This is a genomic window from Vibrio sp. Vb1018 (assembly GCF_033338775.1).
Lineage (GTDB): Bacteria > Pseudomonadota > Gammaproteobacteria > Enterobacterales > Vibrionaceae > Vibrio > Vibrio alginolyticus.
In genome coordinates this window covers 44657-58766 of sequence record NZ_JAWOTI010000016.1, presented here as the reverse complement: position 1 = coordinate 58766, position 14110 = coordinate 44657, and the positions used below count along the sequence as shown (strand labels likewise).

Genomic DNA, 14110 nt, shown 5'->3' with positions numbered 1-14110 from the left:
TATCTGTGTTAAAGCGAAGCTGATTTACGTCTCTGGCTTGGAACAAATACGTTCAATGACTTTGGACGCAGCTTGATTGCCAGTTGCTCATCAGAATACAGTTCACCATCAATCACATACTCAATCGGTTTATTCGCAGAAATAGTGACGCTCTGAGCCGTCGCGTATTGAAAATGTGTCGATTCTTCCTGTGCGCCTACGCTCGTTAATGTCAGATCCGACAATGCGATAAGACGTCCGCCTAAAGACTCGGTGTTATCTAAATATGTGATATGCAGCTTGCCATCATCAGGCTGCGGCGCATCACCACCTTGGGCAAGCAACGTACTAAATGGAGCGATATTCGCAACGACAAAACTATGGACTTCAAGCGTTTGTGTATTATTGTCGTGGTTTCCATCTCCAGTTGGAGCATCTAACGAAACGGTTAAAGCTTGCGTTTCTTCCGCCACTACAGCATTAAAAAAGCCGGTGAGGTAAGCGAGTTGTCCAAAAACATTTTTCTCTTCTCGCTGAGCGTGCTCGATCATTTTCTGTTCTAGCCCAATGCCTAAGACCAATAAAATAAGCCGCTGATTACATTCCGCAGTATCAATACGTTGGCAGTGTCCGCCAAGCAACGCTTCACACGCTTTTTCGACCGGTGAGAATTTTGCGCCAACGCCATAGAGCACATGACATAACGCATTGGCAGTTCCGAGCGGAACAATACCGAGTTTGAGGTCGGTATCCACCAATTGGCTCGCCACCTCTGTTACTGTGCCATCGCCACCAGCTACGATGATTTGCTTAGCTCCACTTTCTTTTGCCTGTTGTGTTAGCTGCTCGGCGCTGAGGTTTGTGGTGGTTTGATGAATACTCAAGCGATATTTTTTGGTTAGTTCACGAATCAAGTGCTGTTCGTTTTCCTCCCATTTGCCGCCACCTGCAACAGGGTTAACCACCATCCAAGTGGATTGATCCAGCCCCAGTACGCCTTTTTCACTGATCGCTCGTAACGTCCTAATCTGTAATTTATTCAATCTCGCGGTACTGCGTACGTCATTGATTTTTTTCATCACGGATTCAACCGTCAGTGACGGGTCTTTGCTCAGTAAATACGCCGCCACAACAAACACTGAACGACCACGCCCTAACGCACAATGCACAACCACTGCCCGCGAGCACGAGATTTGAGTATCAATCCAGTTAATCGCATGGCGAAGGCGCTCTAGCGTCGGGGCTTTGTGGTCGAGTACCGGAATCGAAAGGTAATGAAACTGCTTGTCGGTCATCGCACTTTCAAGGCCTGCAAATTCTGCGGTGACATCGACAATACAAGAGATTTCATTGGATTCGAGAAAATCTAAGTCACTCTGAAACAAACGGCGAGATAGGTATAAATTGTCGCTGACTTTTTGGATTGGAGGCACTGTATCACGCCGTCTTTCCCAGGCGTTATACGCTCTAGCCCCCAATAGAAATGGGATGAATGCCCAGCGAATCCACCTGACAATCTTGCCATCTTGGTTTTTTCTAAAAATAGAGGGAATGTCGAATACGTAGGCTACGCTGACCAACGCTAAAGAAAGAGATATCCACAAGAACAGCAAACTAACGATAATTTGAGGCGTATAGATAGCGGCCAATAAACTGATCAGAGCGCCAAGAATATAATATTTGATGATAAACATTCGCTCTCCTTGCCTTCAGCGAGTGCACTTTTTAGTGGAAGTTAGAATACGCGGGGGATTGAGCTTGGATACATGAACTTGAGTAAACGCCTTGATTGAGTGCCTTCCCGTGCCGAAATGGCACGAAAAGGTCCAACACTCTACCTAGCTTGCCATCTCTTCAACATAACCATCCGCTAGTTTCATTTTCTGCTTATCGGTCATTACCTTGCCGGCTAACTGGAAGAAACGCTGTTCTTCTTCCTCAAGATGGTGCAACACTTTGTGACGCAAGGTTTTCATTAGGTTGAGCCACGCTGGCGAGCTCATATCGGTTGCATCAAGCTGTGCAATCACTTTATCAATTTCATGATGCTCTGCGATGCCATGGCGAGTGAGATCAATGGTCTTATCGCTATCTATTAAAGGCGCGTAGAAAAATCGCTCTTCTGCCGCTGCGTGCTGTTCGAGTTCCTCTTTAAGGTTGTGGTAAAACTCTTCACGAGCGGGGGAATCTCCAGACGTTTCCATCAGAGCATCGAGTAAAAGGCGCTGCTTTTCATGACTCTCTTTCAGTACATCAAATATGTTTTTCATCTTTGACTCCTTATCTGATTGTAAACAATTGGGACAAAAGGAAGGGCGGTGATTGACCGCCCCTCTCTTACATAGCTATGCGTAAAAAACCTAACCTGATTCGGCTAACAGTCTTGGTCTTCAGCGTTTAGATTTTCTTTAATGTTTTCACATTCATCTTCAATCGCATTTTGGGTTTCTTCGGCGGCTTCATCTATCTTTTTGCCGGCCTGTTCCATTGGCCCTTCTTCACTACAAGCTGCCAACGCAAACACCAAACCGAATACTGCGGCGATACGGTAAATAAATGACGTAAGTTGCATGGAATCTCCTATCTATTTACGTTTTTTCTTCCTAGCAGAACAATCACTATTGATACAATTAATGACAATAGGAATAGGTAAAATATCACTTGCGCGATAGAGGCAGCAGCTCCTGCAATACCGGTAAAGCCTAATAGTGCAGAAATTAGTGCCAGTGCCAGAAAAATAAACATCCAACGAACCATAGTGTTACCTCCTAATAAAAGTGGGTTAAATCACTCGGCTCGCTATTATTGAACCACTTCTAGCTTATCAATCACCTTATTTACGTCATTGGTGTTATTTGCAATTGAAATTGCAAGATCATGCTCCGCATCTGAATTAACTTTACCTGCCAACGTTACCGTTTTACGTTCTGTCGTTACATCAATATCCGTACCACTCACATTGGTATCCATTAGTAGGCGCGTTTTAACTATAGTCGTGATTTTAGAATCGGTCAGTGTAGCTAAAGCTTCTGAATCAGTTTCTTTCTTGCCTTCATTCACTACTGACAATTCGTTGTTTACTTTTTTCACACCATCAAGACCAGTAACAAGCTCTTCGGCAAGTGATTTTTCAAGATCATTGTTTACCGAACCAGAAAGGGTAACGACCTGATTCTCAACATCGGTATTGATATCAAAAGAGTTGAGATTGCTGTTTAGCAGTAGTGTGGTTTCAGCTTTACCATCTAGCCAAGCGTCCATGGATTCTTTTTCCCATTTATCACTCGCTAAGACTGCTGTAGATGAAGTAGCAAGAACTGACGTAAGTACAATTTTAGCTGCGATGTTATTCATGGTAATTCTCCTTTATTGACGTTGCACTTCCCTAGGAGCAAACCATGTGCCAACTTTATAACTCATTGTTTTTAAGTGACTAATAAAGGAAAGAGGTAAAAAAGAGATGAGCAATAAAGTATAAGCATGAATTATTTACACGTAAAGAATGTAATTTTTAATCGGTGATAAAGCCTCCGTCACTTGTGCCGAAATAACCTGATAAAACAGAAAGGCTATTTCTCCAGAATCAATTAATAGCAAAATTATTATTTTAAAAATAAAAATCTGAACAAAAGGAAATATCTACTGATGGCTCTCACCGATATATATCAAAAAGGGGCTAACAACATAAAAATACCGAACAAATCCTTAAATCTATGCTGACAATATTTTGTCTTGTGAAGTGAGAATAATCCACGTACATTGTTTCTGTCATAGTAAAGAGGACATTTCTATGTCGATGCCAAGCCTGTTTCTAAGAATACAAGATCCATCACTTAAAAATGCCATCGCTTCTTGCCAGGAACTGAACAAATTTCGTCTGCATGACATCGATGCCGCAGACCAATGGATTGAAGATTTCCTACAACTCAAACCGGAAGTTGCGATTGTTGAAGTCGCCCACTTTACTAGTGCAGATTATCAACGTCTTTCTAATATCGAAGACATCTACGATATGGACTTGATCATCATTAGCTCAGGCGCTCCAAACGAGAACTTGGATAAGCTGATGAACTTGGGTGCTATTTTTCACTACAGAAAGCCCGTTGATATTGCCATTCTGACGGACACCCTGAGCGAAGTCAGCCAATACTATCAACACAAACAAGATCAAGGGCGTAAAGTGTCCACCAGCGATCTTGACCAATTTGGTCTTTTGGTCGGCTCTTCCTCTCCGATGCATCAGCTCTATCGTATGATCAGGCGCGTTGCTAAAACAGAAGCCAACGTCCTTATTGTCGGTGAAAGTGGATCAGGCAAAGAACTGGTGGCGCAGACCATCCACTTAGCGAGTGAGCGTAAACAACAGCCCTTTATAGCGATTAACTGTGGTGCCATTAGCCCTGAATTGGTTGATAGTGAACTGTTTGGCCATGAGAAAGGCGCTTTTACCGGAGCAAATAAAACTCACCAAGGTGTATTTAAGCAGGCAGAGGGCGGCACACTATTTTTAGATGAAATCACCGAGATGCCTATCGAGCATCAAGTGAAGCTATTGCGGGTGCTAGAAACCGGAGAGTATCGCCCAGTTGGCAGTAATACAGTTCATATCGCTAATACTCGCATCATTGCTGCTACAAACCGTGATCCTAAAATCGCCATTGAGGAGCAGTTCCTGCGTGAAGATCTGTTTTTCCGGTTATCGCATTTCCCATTAACGATACCGCCACTGCGAGAACGAGGCGGTGATATCGTCGGTCTGGCCAAGCACTTTATCGCGCACCGCAACGCCAATGAGGCAAAAACCAAAACGATTCTTGACTCTGCGATCCAAAAAATCGCTGCACACGACTGGCCAGGTAATGTCCGTGAGCTCAAACACACGATCGAGCGTGCATTCATTTTGGCTGATGACACCATCCGAGATGAACACCTTATCTTCGACACACCACCATTGGAAACAGGCACCAGCATCGAAGACCTTGTTCCGGCGGGCGTTTCGCTAGAAGAGCTAGAAAAAGCCGCCATTCTCAATACCCTTGAAGAGAATCAAGGCAATAAAACGGAATCAGCGCAGGAGTTAGGCATTAGCGTGAAAACGCTCTATAACAAACTCGAAAAGTATCAAGACGAGTAACTCGCTATGGGAATACAAAAAGAGCACTGACTTTTATTCAGTGCTCTTTTTGTATCTTATCTTTTATGCAGTTAGGCTGCGTTTGGTGTTTGATTAAACCCACTGCCCCGCAACAAAGCCGCTCGACCAGCACCACTGAAAATTGTAGCCCCCTAGCCAACCAGTCACATCCATCACTTCACCAATAAAATAAAGCCCTTTAATGTCTTTGCATTCCATGGTTTTCGAGGATAAGTGATCAGTATCGACACCGCCGAGTGTCACTTCCGCAGTTCGGTAGCCTTCAGTGCCATTCGGGGCGATATCCCAATGCTCTAGACGCTCCACAATCGCCGCAAGCTCCTTTTGATTGAACTGTTTTAGCGGTTTATCGACTAGCTCTTTACGTTCAATTAAGACTTCAACCAGACGCTTAGGCAGCACTTTGGCAAGCGTATTCTTGAGTGACTGATTTGGATGCTTCTCACGACTACGTTCTAATAACTCAGCAACATCATCGTTTGGCACAAGATTGATCAACACCTTTTGTCCGGCCCGCCAGAATGAAGAAATCTGTAACACTGCTGGACCAGATAACCCACGATGTGTGAAGAGCAGGGCTTCTTTGAACATGGTGCCATCTTCAGCCGTAATTTCCGCAGGTACCGCGATACCAGATAACTCAGCAAAGTCTTCTTTGTCTTCTTTATGCAGAGTAAATGGTACAAGCCCTGCCGTGGTTGGGATAACTCGAAGACCAAATTGTTCCGCGACTTTATAACCAAATGGTGTCGCTCCCAGTTTTGGCATCGACAAGCCACCTGTTGCGATAACTAAAGACTCACATTCGACAATCTCAGTACCAGCATGCAAACGAAAGCCTTCATCAATTTTTTCAATCGAATGAACATCGCATTGGTAACGCTGCTCGATGTTCGGCATGTCACACTCAGCTAACAACATCTTCACGATATCTTTGGCCGTAAATGCATCGACACAAAACAACTGGCCGTGATCACGCTCTTCGAACTCAATGCCATGTTTACACACCATCGAGATGAAATCCCAGTTAGTGTATTGGGAGAGCGCCGACTTAACAAAGTGCGGGTTTTGACACAAATAGTGATTAGCTGAAACGTCGTAGTTAGTGAAGTTACAACGACCACCGCCCGAGATAAGGATTTTACGTCCTGGCTTTTTAGCATGATCGAGCACCAAAACACGGCGGCCTCGCTTGCCTGCTTCTGCAGCACACATTAAACCTGCTGCGCCTGCGCCAATTACAACAACATCAAATTTCTTACTCATCGGTAGCTCTTAGACTGATTGGTATCGAATCAAAATAAAAAAGGATGTGCACATTGCACATCCTTGCTTTCTAGGCGCGACATTCTACCGACAAATACCGAAAGGGAAAAGCGCTTAAACTCTAAGCGCTCTGTATGTCCGTAAAATCTCAGACAGAACAACTATCTAGATTATTGACTCTTAGAGAATGAAGGCTGCAAGTAGCGTCACGCCGAGCAACGCGGTCGATAGAACAAACAGTTCACGCACTCTTTCACACTTACCAGTAAAAATTTCATCGTGGTGATGATGATATTCTTTACTTTTAATGTAGTGATACAACCTCACCTGCTTGGTGACATTTCCATGAGTGGTAAAAAAACCATTACCATCAACTTGCTGATATAACAGCGGGTGCGCTTCACGCATGATATAAATTAGAGAACGAAGAGCGGTGAGATACCGGACCATATTAACTCCAGTTACCACCATTAGCGCAAATAAGATTGTGTCTCCACTGATCATCTTTTCCTCCCTACATCTTCAACAATGCTCAAGAGAAAAAGACGATCAACACTTCGTCTTTACCCGCTACTTACAACGTCCCAAAACGCGTTTACGCAGCTGGAGCATCCATGATTGAAGATGAACCTTCTTTCGCCATTTGTGCTAGATCTTTGTCAATGAAGAACAACGCTTTACCGTCTTCACCTACCAGTTCGATCTTATCTAAAATCCCTTTAAACAACTTCTCTTCTTCGTGCTGTTCTGACACGTACCACTGTAGGAAGTTAAACGTTGAGTAGTCTTGGCTAGTAAATGCAACGTGCGCCAGTTTGTTGATTTTTTCCGTGATCATTTGCTCATGTTCAAATGTCTCGCGGAAAACGTCACCTAGGCTCGCAAAGTCATGCTTTGGCGCATCAATAGCGCCTAAGATTGGCATTGAGCCAGTTTCACTCACGTAAGTGAATAGGCGTTGCATGTGCTCCATTTCTTCTACGGCGTGAGCGCGTAAAAATTCAGCCGCACCTTCAAAACCTTTGTCTTCACACCAAGCACTCATTTGTAAGTATAGATTGGATGAGAAAAATTCTAGGTTAATTTGCTCATTCAATTGTTCGACCATAGTTTGAGACAGCATGTTAACTCCTATTATTGTGCATGCAATATACCCAAGTAACCTCGAAATAAGTGACGCTGCGAGAATAGCTTGGTCTGGCAGACACGGCGAAGTTTCACTTCAACTCTAGTCAGTAACACTACGCTTATTTCAGCATATCAAAGTCACTTGGGTATAACGCCACTATAACATGATTACTGAGACAAGACTTTGTACCTACGGCACCGATATGAGATCACTTCAGCAAATTTTTTTTGGGGTTGGTGCTAATCTAAAACTATGACCTTACAAGGAGATAGCAATATGAGTTACAAACACATACTTGTGGCAGTCGACCTTTCAGACGACAGTAAAGTGTTGATTAAGAAAGCCGTATCACTGGCTAAACCTCTGGATGCGAAAGTCTCTTTTATTCACATCGACGTGAACTACGCAGAACTCTACACCGGGCTTATCGATATCAATATGGCAGAAGCGCAACATCAAGCAATGGAAGCATCGCGCACACAATTGGCAAACTTCGCAGAATATGCGCAATACCCAATTGCCCATACTTTAGTCGGTAGTGGCGATTTGAGTAATGAGCTGTGCGATACCATTCAAGATTACAGTATTGATTTGGTGGTTTGTGGTCATCACCAAGATTTCTGGAGCAAGATTCTATCTTCGACTCGACAGCTGATTAACTGCTCACCAGTCGATATGCTGGTCGTACCGCTAAAAGACTGATTGGCGCAGCGATAAAACTTGGTTAGACTGCGGGCACATTTGTTGTTGATAAAGATTCTCATCCATGGCTTATCTATCCGCAGTTACCCTACTTTGGGCATTCTCATTTAGCCTGATCGGCGTTTACCTCGCCGGTCAGGTTGATTCTTGGTTCTCGGTGTTCATGCGCGTGGCACTGGCGAGCCTGGTTTTCATTCCCTTTTTGAAATTCCGTGGCGTTAGCAAACCCCTGATCGCGAAACTGATGACCGTCGGTGGCTTCCAGCTCGGCTTGATGTATTGCTTCTACTACCAATCTTTTTTGCTCCTTTCCGTGCCAGAAGTATTGCTGTTCACCGTATTCACACCCATTTACGTCACGCTAATCTATGACTTCTTGAAAGGTCGCTTTTCACCTTGGTACTTAGTTACCGCTGCAATAGCCGTATTTGGTGCCGCCTGGATTAAATTTGCAGGCATTAATGAAGATTTCCTACTGGGCTTTTTGGTCGTACAAGGAGCAAACCTCTGCTTTGCCATCGGTCAGGTGGGCTACAAATATATCATGGAGAGTGAACCCGTCGATTTGCCACAACACACCGTGTTTGGCTACTTCTACTTAGGTGCACTTTGTGTAGCAACCGTGGCTTTCGCGCTCATGGGTAACCTCGACAAACTACCTACCACTGCAACACAATGGGGCATTCTGACATACCTTGGGTTGATTGCTTCTGGTTTTGGTTACTTTGCTTGGAACAAAGGCGCGACTATGGTGAACGCAGGTGCACTGGCAGTAATGAACAATGCATTGGTTCCGGCGGGCTTGATTGTAAACATTGTGATTTGGAACCGCGATGTTGATGTCATGCGACTCGCCATTGGCGGTGCGATCATCATGCTATCCCTATGGATTAACGAAACCTGGGTGAAAAAGCGCGTAGAGATGAGCTACGCCAATAAGTAACGCAGCTAATCCTATAAACATTTCGACAATAAAAAACGCTCTCCGACTGGAGAGCGTTTTTTTATTTGATTAATGCACTTTGGCTTGTGAGATTGCGTTCATCAAAGCATTAGGTGGCGTTGGCAGCAACACTTCTAGTTTCGCATTACGCGCTTCCAGTTTACGCTGACGCTTAAGTAACTTTTGTTGTTTTTTCGCCACTTTTAGCAACTTCTTTTGCTGCTTATAGTGCTTTTTCAGTGCTTTTTTCGCTTTCTTGAGCGATTTTTTATCCGCTAAATCAAACCATACTGATGCGTCGGCTCTTACTGGCTCCGGAGATTTCTCGGCTTGTTTTTTCTCTTTCACGCGCTCAACAACACGCTTCACAATCGCGGCTTTTTCGTTGCTTTGTTTAGTGGTCACTGGAATCGCTTGTGATGGCAGAGCTTCAACCAATAAGCCACATGCTTGTTGCTCACTCAATGGCTTGTCTTGGCATTTTTGTGGAGGAATTGCGGCTGGCTTACAAAGGGTATCTTTGGCCGATGAAGAGCGTGCGCAAGAACGACAAACGAATTTTGGTGCGACAACTAAACGATGGATATCACCAAGTTCTGCCGCGATCTGTTTGCGACTCATTTTACATAAACGTTTAGCCATTCTACTACTCCAGCTTCCCAGTTATCGACCGCATCACAACAAGTGAAATAATAATAATTCTTAGTTAGATATACAGTCAGGAAAGGGAATTAGCAAGAGAAAACTATCAATAGAGACGAGGAAAGAGAAGCTGAGTCACAGCACGATACACCGTACTGTGACAAGAAAAGTTGAGCCGTCAGGAAGTTATGCCATCGATGCTTTAACATAGACATCGAAGCGATTTTTTTTCGTTTCAATCGCCATGGTCGGTTTTTTCTCGTTCAGCCAGTTAGCATAGTCTGGGCGTTTAACTACTACACGCTTTGTGGCTAACGCCATGGCTGGTTCTAGTAGGCCATCGGCGTCCAAATCGGCGCCAACCAACGATTGGAAAACGCGCATTTCTTTTTTCACGAGCGCCGACTTCTTTTTATTTTCTGGGTGCGGATACATCGGGTCAAGATACACCACATCTGGCTGGACAAAGTCTTTATCTTGCGCCAATTGTTCCAACGCATCATGGCTAGAAGCATGGATTAGCGACATGCGCTCAGATACCCAGGTGCCGATTTCTGGGTCTTGTTTCGCTCGATCCAAGCCATCATCTAACAAAGCCGCGACGACTGGATGACGCTCGACCATCTGCACTTTACAACCTAGTGAGGCGAGCACAAACGCATCACGACCAAGACCTGCCGTGCCGTCTAACACGGTTGGCGTTGCCCCTTTGTTCAACCCCGCAGCTTTCGCAATTGCCTGACCTTTACCACCACCGAACTTGCGACGATGACCGACCGCACCACCAATCAAATCCACAAAGATTGCACCCAGCTTTGGCTCATCCACTTTACGTAGCTCCAAACGCTCGGTGGTTAGCACCAAAGCAAAATCGCTATCGTCAGTGTGTGAAAGCTGCCAACGCGCAGCGAGTTCATCAAGATGAGATTGTTGAGACGGGTTTTCACAGATCAATTGCAGTTGCAAAAGGAGGCTCCAATAAAAATCGAGGTAACTGGCGCTGAGTGTATACCTAAGTTACCTATTAATGCTAGGTTGAGCTTGCTACGCAGAGGTTATACAACCGTCAGCTGCTCCACTAGCTCAGAAAGCGGCTTAGGATGACCAATACCGTAGCCTTGGCCGTAGTCCACACCTAGGTCTATCAAATGCTGCATGACCTGGTCATTTTCGACAAACTCCGCCACCGTCACTTTGCCGAGCTGTTTCGCCAAGTCATTGATTGAACGAACCATCACACGGTCCATTTCATTTACGTTGATATCTTGCACGAAAAGACCATCAATTTTCACGATATCGACAGGAAGTTTCTTTAAGTAACCAAATGAAGACAATCCAGATCCGAAATCATCCAATGCAATCATGCAACCCAAAGACTTTAGCTTGGTAAACAGCTCAATGGCTTGATCCAGATTGCTCATCGCCGCTGTCTCGGTGATTTCTAAGCAGATTTTTTCACACGGCAGAGTCGAACTTTCCAATCGCTCCAATAAGAAGTCAATAAACTCTTGATTCCCCATAGATTGACCTGAAAGGTTTATCGAACAGCGACCAAGCTGTTCAACCACCTCAGGACGCTGTTCAAACCACTCTAGTGTTTGAGTAATAACCTGCTTATCAATCCAATGGGCAATGTTGTAGCGCTCGGAAGCAGGGATAAACAGCGCAGGAGAAACATAATCACCGTACCCATTGCGAATACGCACCAAAATCTCAAAATACATTTGAGTCTCGTGCTTTTGTAAGCTTTTTATCGGTTGAGCAAACAGTTCTAAACGTTGATTCGACAATGCCTCATGCACCAAATTGACGCTCTGCATTTCCATCTGACGACGCTGCAACTCTTCGTTATCTAAGCTGAATAGATTATAGCGGTTACGGCCTTGCTCTTTAGCGGCGTGACAAGCAGAGTCTGCTTGAGCATGCACCATTTGTGGCGTATCAGCGGTATGATCGATGATACGGATACCAATTGAGCAACTGATGAACAGGCGTGTGTCTTCCCAAATAAAGAGGTGCTCGCTTAGTGTCGAGATGATCAGTTTGGCAATATTGATGGCGCCATATTCGTCACAATCTTTGAGTAAAACCGCAAACTCATCGCCTCCCATTCGAGCCAAGATGGAATTGTACGGCAGAACGCCTTCCAGCATACTGGCGCAGAATTGAATCGCCGCATCACCTGCATCATGCCCAACCGTATCATTGAGGACTTTTAGTTGATCTAAGTCGAGGTACAACATGGCGTGGACTCGACGATGGCTGTCCACTTCGCACAGTGCGGTCTTAAGCTCTAGTTCAAAATGGTTTCTGTTGTAAGTCCCCGTCAGTAAGTCATAGCGAGCTTGGTATTCCAATTTCTCGGAGAGCAGTTTGGTTTCGGTAATATCTTCGCCCACAATCAGCAGTTGCTCAGATTCACTCAGCGGACGAATATTCTCGCGCACCCAAACACGATGACCATTTGCATGACGATACTCGACTTCACGTCGCCAAACACCATGCACTTGCTGGTTGGGTTGCAATAACACTTGGCGAGGGAACAGCACTTTGTCATCAAAATAGAACTCCCTCAGGCGATGTCCGAGCATGTCCATCGGTTTGTAGCCAAGAAGTAGTTGAGCAAATCGATTCACTTCTTGAATTCGGTTATTACTATCAAGCGTCACCATCATCACGGGCTGCTGCTCATAATAGTTGCGTAGGGTTGACTCACGTTGGTAGAGCTTGTCCTCCATCAATTTACGACTGGTAATATCGCGCGCTTCAAACAAGTATTGCTTATGATTCCCTACTTGCTGAGAAAAAGGCTTGAGCGAAACTTCTAACACCAATGCGCCGTGTTCTTTACTCCAAATTTCAGCTTCAAACGTCGACACTTGATGGTGAGGCGCGTGGAAATACTCCTCAAGCAACGCTTGTGCTTTTTCACTCCAGTTGGGGTGAAACCAAAGTGGTCGGTCTAAACGCAGTCCTTGGTGATAAAGTAAGGATTGAAGGTGATCGTTGCCCGATTTAAGCACACCGTTGGCATCCAAAATGCCCATATACTGCATGCTCTGATCGAAAATCGATTCTAGAATAGCCTGGCTTTCTCGCGCAGCGCTCTCACTTCGACGCATCCGCTGTAAATAATAACCCATCAGCAAAATGACCACCGACATCACCACAAACAGGCTACCAAACAGGCGAATTTCCTTGGCAAAACGTTCAGAAAGCTTCATTGGCTTATTAAAAAATACCGCAGAAACCTCTTGTTCAGCCCCCAATCCCCAACACGCTACCGCTTGGTAATCGAGCTTTATTTCAGAATCACTTTTTTTCACCGCAGGCAGAGGCTGATCAGGGTTATCCAAAACGAATTCAAGCATCTCTGCGCTCTCAATACCATGCCGATAACCACTTTGAATAACCCCTCCAACTGCGCCATGACCCAAACCAATGTCATGCACCATAAACAGCGGCGCGTTTGAGACTTTGTTGACACCAACCCAGTCACGCTCGCTGCCAACCATACCTTGTTTATCTCGGTAATAGGTCCAGAACAAGACGACTTTATCGGAACTCAGTTTTGCGACTTGTTGTTTTAGATCGATGATGCTGTCTGGGACAAGTTGTACGATTTTGTCTCTATATTGCGGGAACTTGAGGACAAAATTGTCGATTTGATAACGCAACACCTCACCGGTCACCGAGTGGTCACTGACGATGAGAACTTGTGTGTAGTTCGGATGTAAGCGCTCAATAAGAGCGAGATTCGCTTCCAAATCGACATCTTCCATGACTCCGGTTGCATTCAGAGAACGATGTAAAGAAGGATGGTAGTTATTAATGCCGTTAAATATAACTGGGGTGTCTTTGATGATTGGGGCTAAACGCTGCATGAGTTCAAGTGCATTGTTATCGCTCACTAAAATGGCATCGAATCGCTCTTTGCGTAATTTCGTAAGATACAAGGATTTTAGTTGCGCAAAAAACTGCTCACTCTGGTTACGTTTCGAGTCTAGATAGAGCACACGCATGTCCAGCGCTCGATCGCCCAGCTGTTGCTCGATGCCTCGCTGTATGGAGTCCGTCCAGAAAAAACCCTGATGATAGGAGTGCACGACCAACACCTTCGGATCTGAGGCCGTAGCAAACGCGCTCCAACATAGCGCGGCAATAACCAGAAAACGCTGCACATTATCTCCATAGCTCGGAGTTAACCCGCAGTTACTCCTGCCAAACCTTGTGAATCCTATCCGCTATGAGTATAAAAGGGAGGTAAAACTCTATCCCTAACGGAAATCATAGT

14 protein-coding genes are annotated in these 14110 nt (G+C 44.9%); 3 read left to right on the top strand and 11 right to left on the bottom strand.

Annotation, left to right across the window (positions count from 1 at the left end; genetic code table 11):
* Positions 1-8: 8 nt before the first annotated feature.
* The 5 genes from R7Z10_RS16560 to R7Z10_RS16540 all read right to left on the bottom strand — a co-directional run bounded on the left by R7Z10_RS16560 (position 9) and on the right by R7Z10_RS16540 (position 3333).
* Positions 9-1673: a diacylglycerol kinase family protein gene (locus R7Z10_RS16560; protein WP_047103710.1), complete on the bottom strand. Its 1665-nt coding sequence runs from the start codon at positions 1671-1673 to the stop codon at positions 9-11.
* A 144-nt stretch (positions 1674-1817) separates the two neighbouring features.
* Complete coding sequence (locus R7Z10_RS16555; protein ID WP_005379185.1) at positions 1818-2249, bottom strand: hemerythrin domain-containing protein; 432 nt, start codon at positions 2247-2249, stop codon at positions 1818-1820.
* Between the two features lie 104 nt (positions 2250-2353).
* Positions 2354-2551, bottom strand: a complete 198-nt coding sequence (locus R7Z10_RS16550; RefSeq protein ID WP_005394413.1) for a hypothetical protein — start codon at positions 2549-2551, stop codon at positions 2354-2356.
* An 8-nt stretch (positions 2552-2559) separates the two neighbouring features.
* Positions 2560-2736, bottom strand: coding sequence for a DUF1328 family protein (locus R7Z10_RS16545; RefSeq protein ID WP_005379177.1), 177 nt, complete (start codon positions 2734-2736; stop codon positions 2560-2562).
* Positions 2737-2781: 45 nt separating this feature from the next.
* A complete protein-coding gene (locus R7Z10_RS16540; protein ID WP_005379174.1) occupies positions 2782-3333 on the bottom strand; it encodes a BON domain-containing protein in 552 nt (183 codons plus the stop codon).
* A 436-nt stretch (positions 3334-3769) separates the two neighbouring features.
* Here R7Z10_RS16540 and R7Z10_RS16535 point away from each other — a divergent pair, with 436 nt between their 5' ends.
* On the top strand, positions 3770-5113 hold the full coding sequence (locus R7Z10_RS16535) for a sigma-54-dependent Fis family transcriptional regulator (protein WP_005382945.1): 1344 nt from the start codon (positions 3770-3772) through the stop codon (positions 5111-5113).
* 93 nt (positions 5114-5206) lie between these two features.
* Here the strand turns inward: R7Z10_RS16535 and R7Z10_RS16530 are convergent, their stop codons facing one another.
* From R7Z10_RS16530 to ftnA, 3 genes are all read right to left on the bottom strand, one after another.
* Positions 5207-6400 (bottom strand): NAD(P)/FAD-dependent oxidoreductase, encoded by a 1194-nt coding sequence (locus R7Z10_RS16530; protein WP_005382944.1) that lies wholly within the window; start codon positions 6398-6400, stop codon positions 5207-5209.
* 180 nt (positions 6401-6580) lie between these two features.
* Positions 6581-6904: a universal stress protein UspB gene (gene uspB, locus R7Z10_RS16525; RefSeq protein WP_005379169.1), complete on the bottom strand. Its 324-nt coding sequence runs from the start codon at positions 6902-6904 to the stop codon at positions 6581-6583.
* A 91-nt stretch (positions 6905-6995) separates the two neighbouring features.
* Complete coding sequence (gene ftnA / locus R7Z10_RS16520; RefSeq protein ID WP_005379167.1) at positions 6996-7523, bottom strand: non-heme ferritin; 528 nt, start codon at positions 7521-7523, stop codon at positions 6996-6998.
* 282 nt (positions 7524-7805) lie between these two features.
* Here ftnA and uspA point away from each other — a divergent pair, with 282 nt between their 5' ends.
* Both uspA and R7Z10_RS16510 read left to right on the top strand, forming a co-directional pair.
* Positions 7806-8231, top strand: coding sequence for a universal stress protein UspA (gene uspA / locus R7Z10_RS16515; protein ID WP_005379165.1), 426 nt, complete (start codon positions 7806-7808; stop codon positions 8229-8231).
* A 64-nt stretch (positions 8232-8295) separates the two neighbouring features.
* Positions 8296-9174 (top strand): carboxylate/amino acid/amine transporter, encoded by an 879-nt coding sequence (locus R7Z10_RS16510; protein WP_017635030.1) that lies wholly within the window; start codon positions 8296-8298, stop codon positions 9172-9174.
* Between the two features lie 69 nt (positions 9175-9243).
* Here R7Z10_RS16510 and R7Z10_RS16505 read toward each other — a convergent pair whose 3' ends face one another.
* The 3 genes from R7Z10_RS16505 to R7Z10_RS16495 all read right to left on the bottom strand — a co-directional run bounded on the left by R7Z10_RS16505 (position 9244) and on the right by R7Z10_RS16495 (position 13997).
* Positions 9244-9816: a hypothetical protein gene (locus tag R7Z10_RS16505; RefSeq protein ID WP_017821113.1), complete on the bottom strand. Its 573-nt coding sequence runs from the start codon at positions 9814-9816 to the stop codon at positions 9244-9246.
* Positions 9817-10002: 186 nt separating this feature from the next.
* The gene (locus R7Z10_RS16500) at positions 10003-10782 is read right to left on the bottom strand and encodes a class I SAM-dependent methyltransferase (protein WP_005379162.1); all 780 of its coding nucleotides are present in this window, start codon (positions 10780-10782) and stop codon (positions 10003-10005) included.
* A gap of 89 nt (positions 10783-10871) precedes the next feature.
* Positions 10872-13997: an EAL domain-containing protein gene (locus R7Z10_RS16495; protein WP_318105337.1), complete on the bottom strand. Its 3126-nt coding sequence runs from the start codon at positions 13995-13997 to the stop codon at positions 10872-10874.
* Positions 13998-14110: the final 113 nt, after the last annotated feature.

Coding starts and splice junctions, on each gene's coding strand:
- R7Z10_RS16510 (WP_017635030.1), top strand. CDS start 8,296: ATGGCTTATCTATCCGCAGTTACCCTACTTTGGGCATTCTCATTTAGC.
- R7Z10_RS16555 (WP_005379185.1), bottom strand. CDS start 2,249: ATGAAAAACATATTTGATGTACTGAAAGAGAGTCATGAAAAGCAGCGC.
- uspB (WP_005379169.1), bottom strand. CDS start 6,904: ATGATCAGTGGAGACACAATCTTATTTGCGCTAATGGTGGTAACTGGA.
- R7Z10_RS16530 (WP_005382944.1), bottom strand. CDS start 6,400: ATGAGTAAGAAATTTGATGTTGTTGTAATTGGCGCAGGCGCAGCAGGT.
- R7Z10_RS16560 (WP_047103710.1), bottom strand. CDS start 1,673: ATGTTTATCATCAAATATTATATTCTTGGCGCTCTGATCAGTTTATTG.
- R7Z10_RS16550 (WP_005394413.1), bottom strand. CDS start 2,551: ATGCAACTTACGTCATTTATTTACCGTATCGCCGCAGTATTCGGTTTG.
- R7Z10_RS16540 (WP_005379174.1), bottom strand. CDS start 3,333: ATGAATAACATCGCAGCTAAAATTGTACTTACGTCAGTTCTTGCTACT.
- R7Z10_RS16535 (WP_005382945.1), top strand. CDS start 3,770: ATGTCGATGCCAAGCCTGTTTCTAAGAATACAAGATCCATCACTTAAA.
- ftnA (WP_005379167.1), bottom strand. CDS start 7,523: ATGCTGTCTCAAACTATGGTCGAACAATTGAATGAGCAAATTAACCTA.
- R7Z10_RS16545 (WP_005379177.1), bottom strand. CDS start 2,736: ATGGTTCGTTGGATGTTTATTTTTCTGGCACTGGCACTAATTTCTGCA.
- uspA (WP_005379165.1), top strand. CDS start 7,806: ATGAGTTACAAACACATACTTGTGGCAGTCGACCTTTCAGACGACAGT.
- R7Z10_RS16505 (WP_017821113.1), bottom strand. CDS start 9,816: ATGGCTAAACGTTTATGTAAAATGAGTCGCAAACAGATCGCGGCAGAA.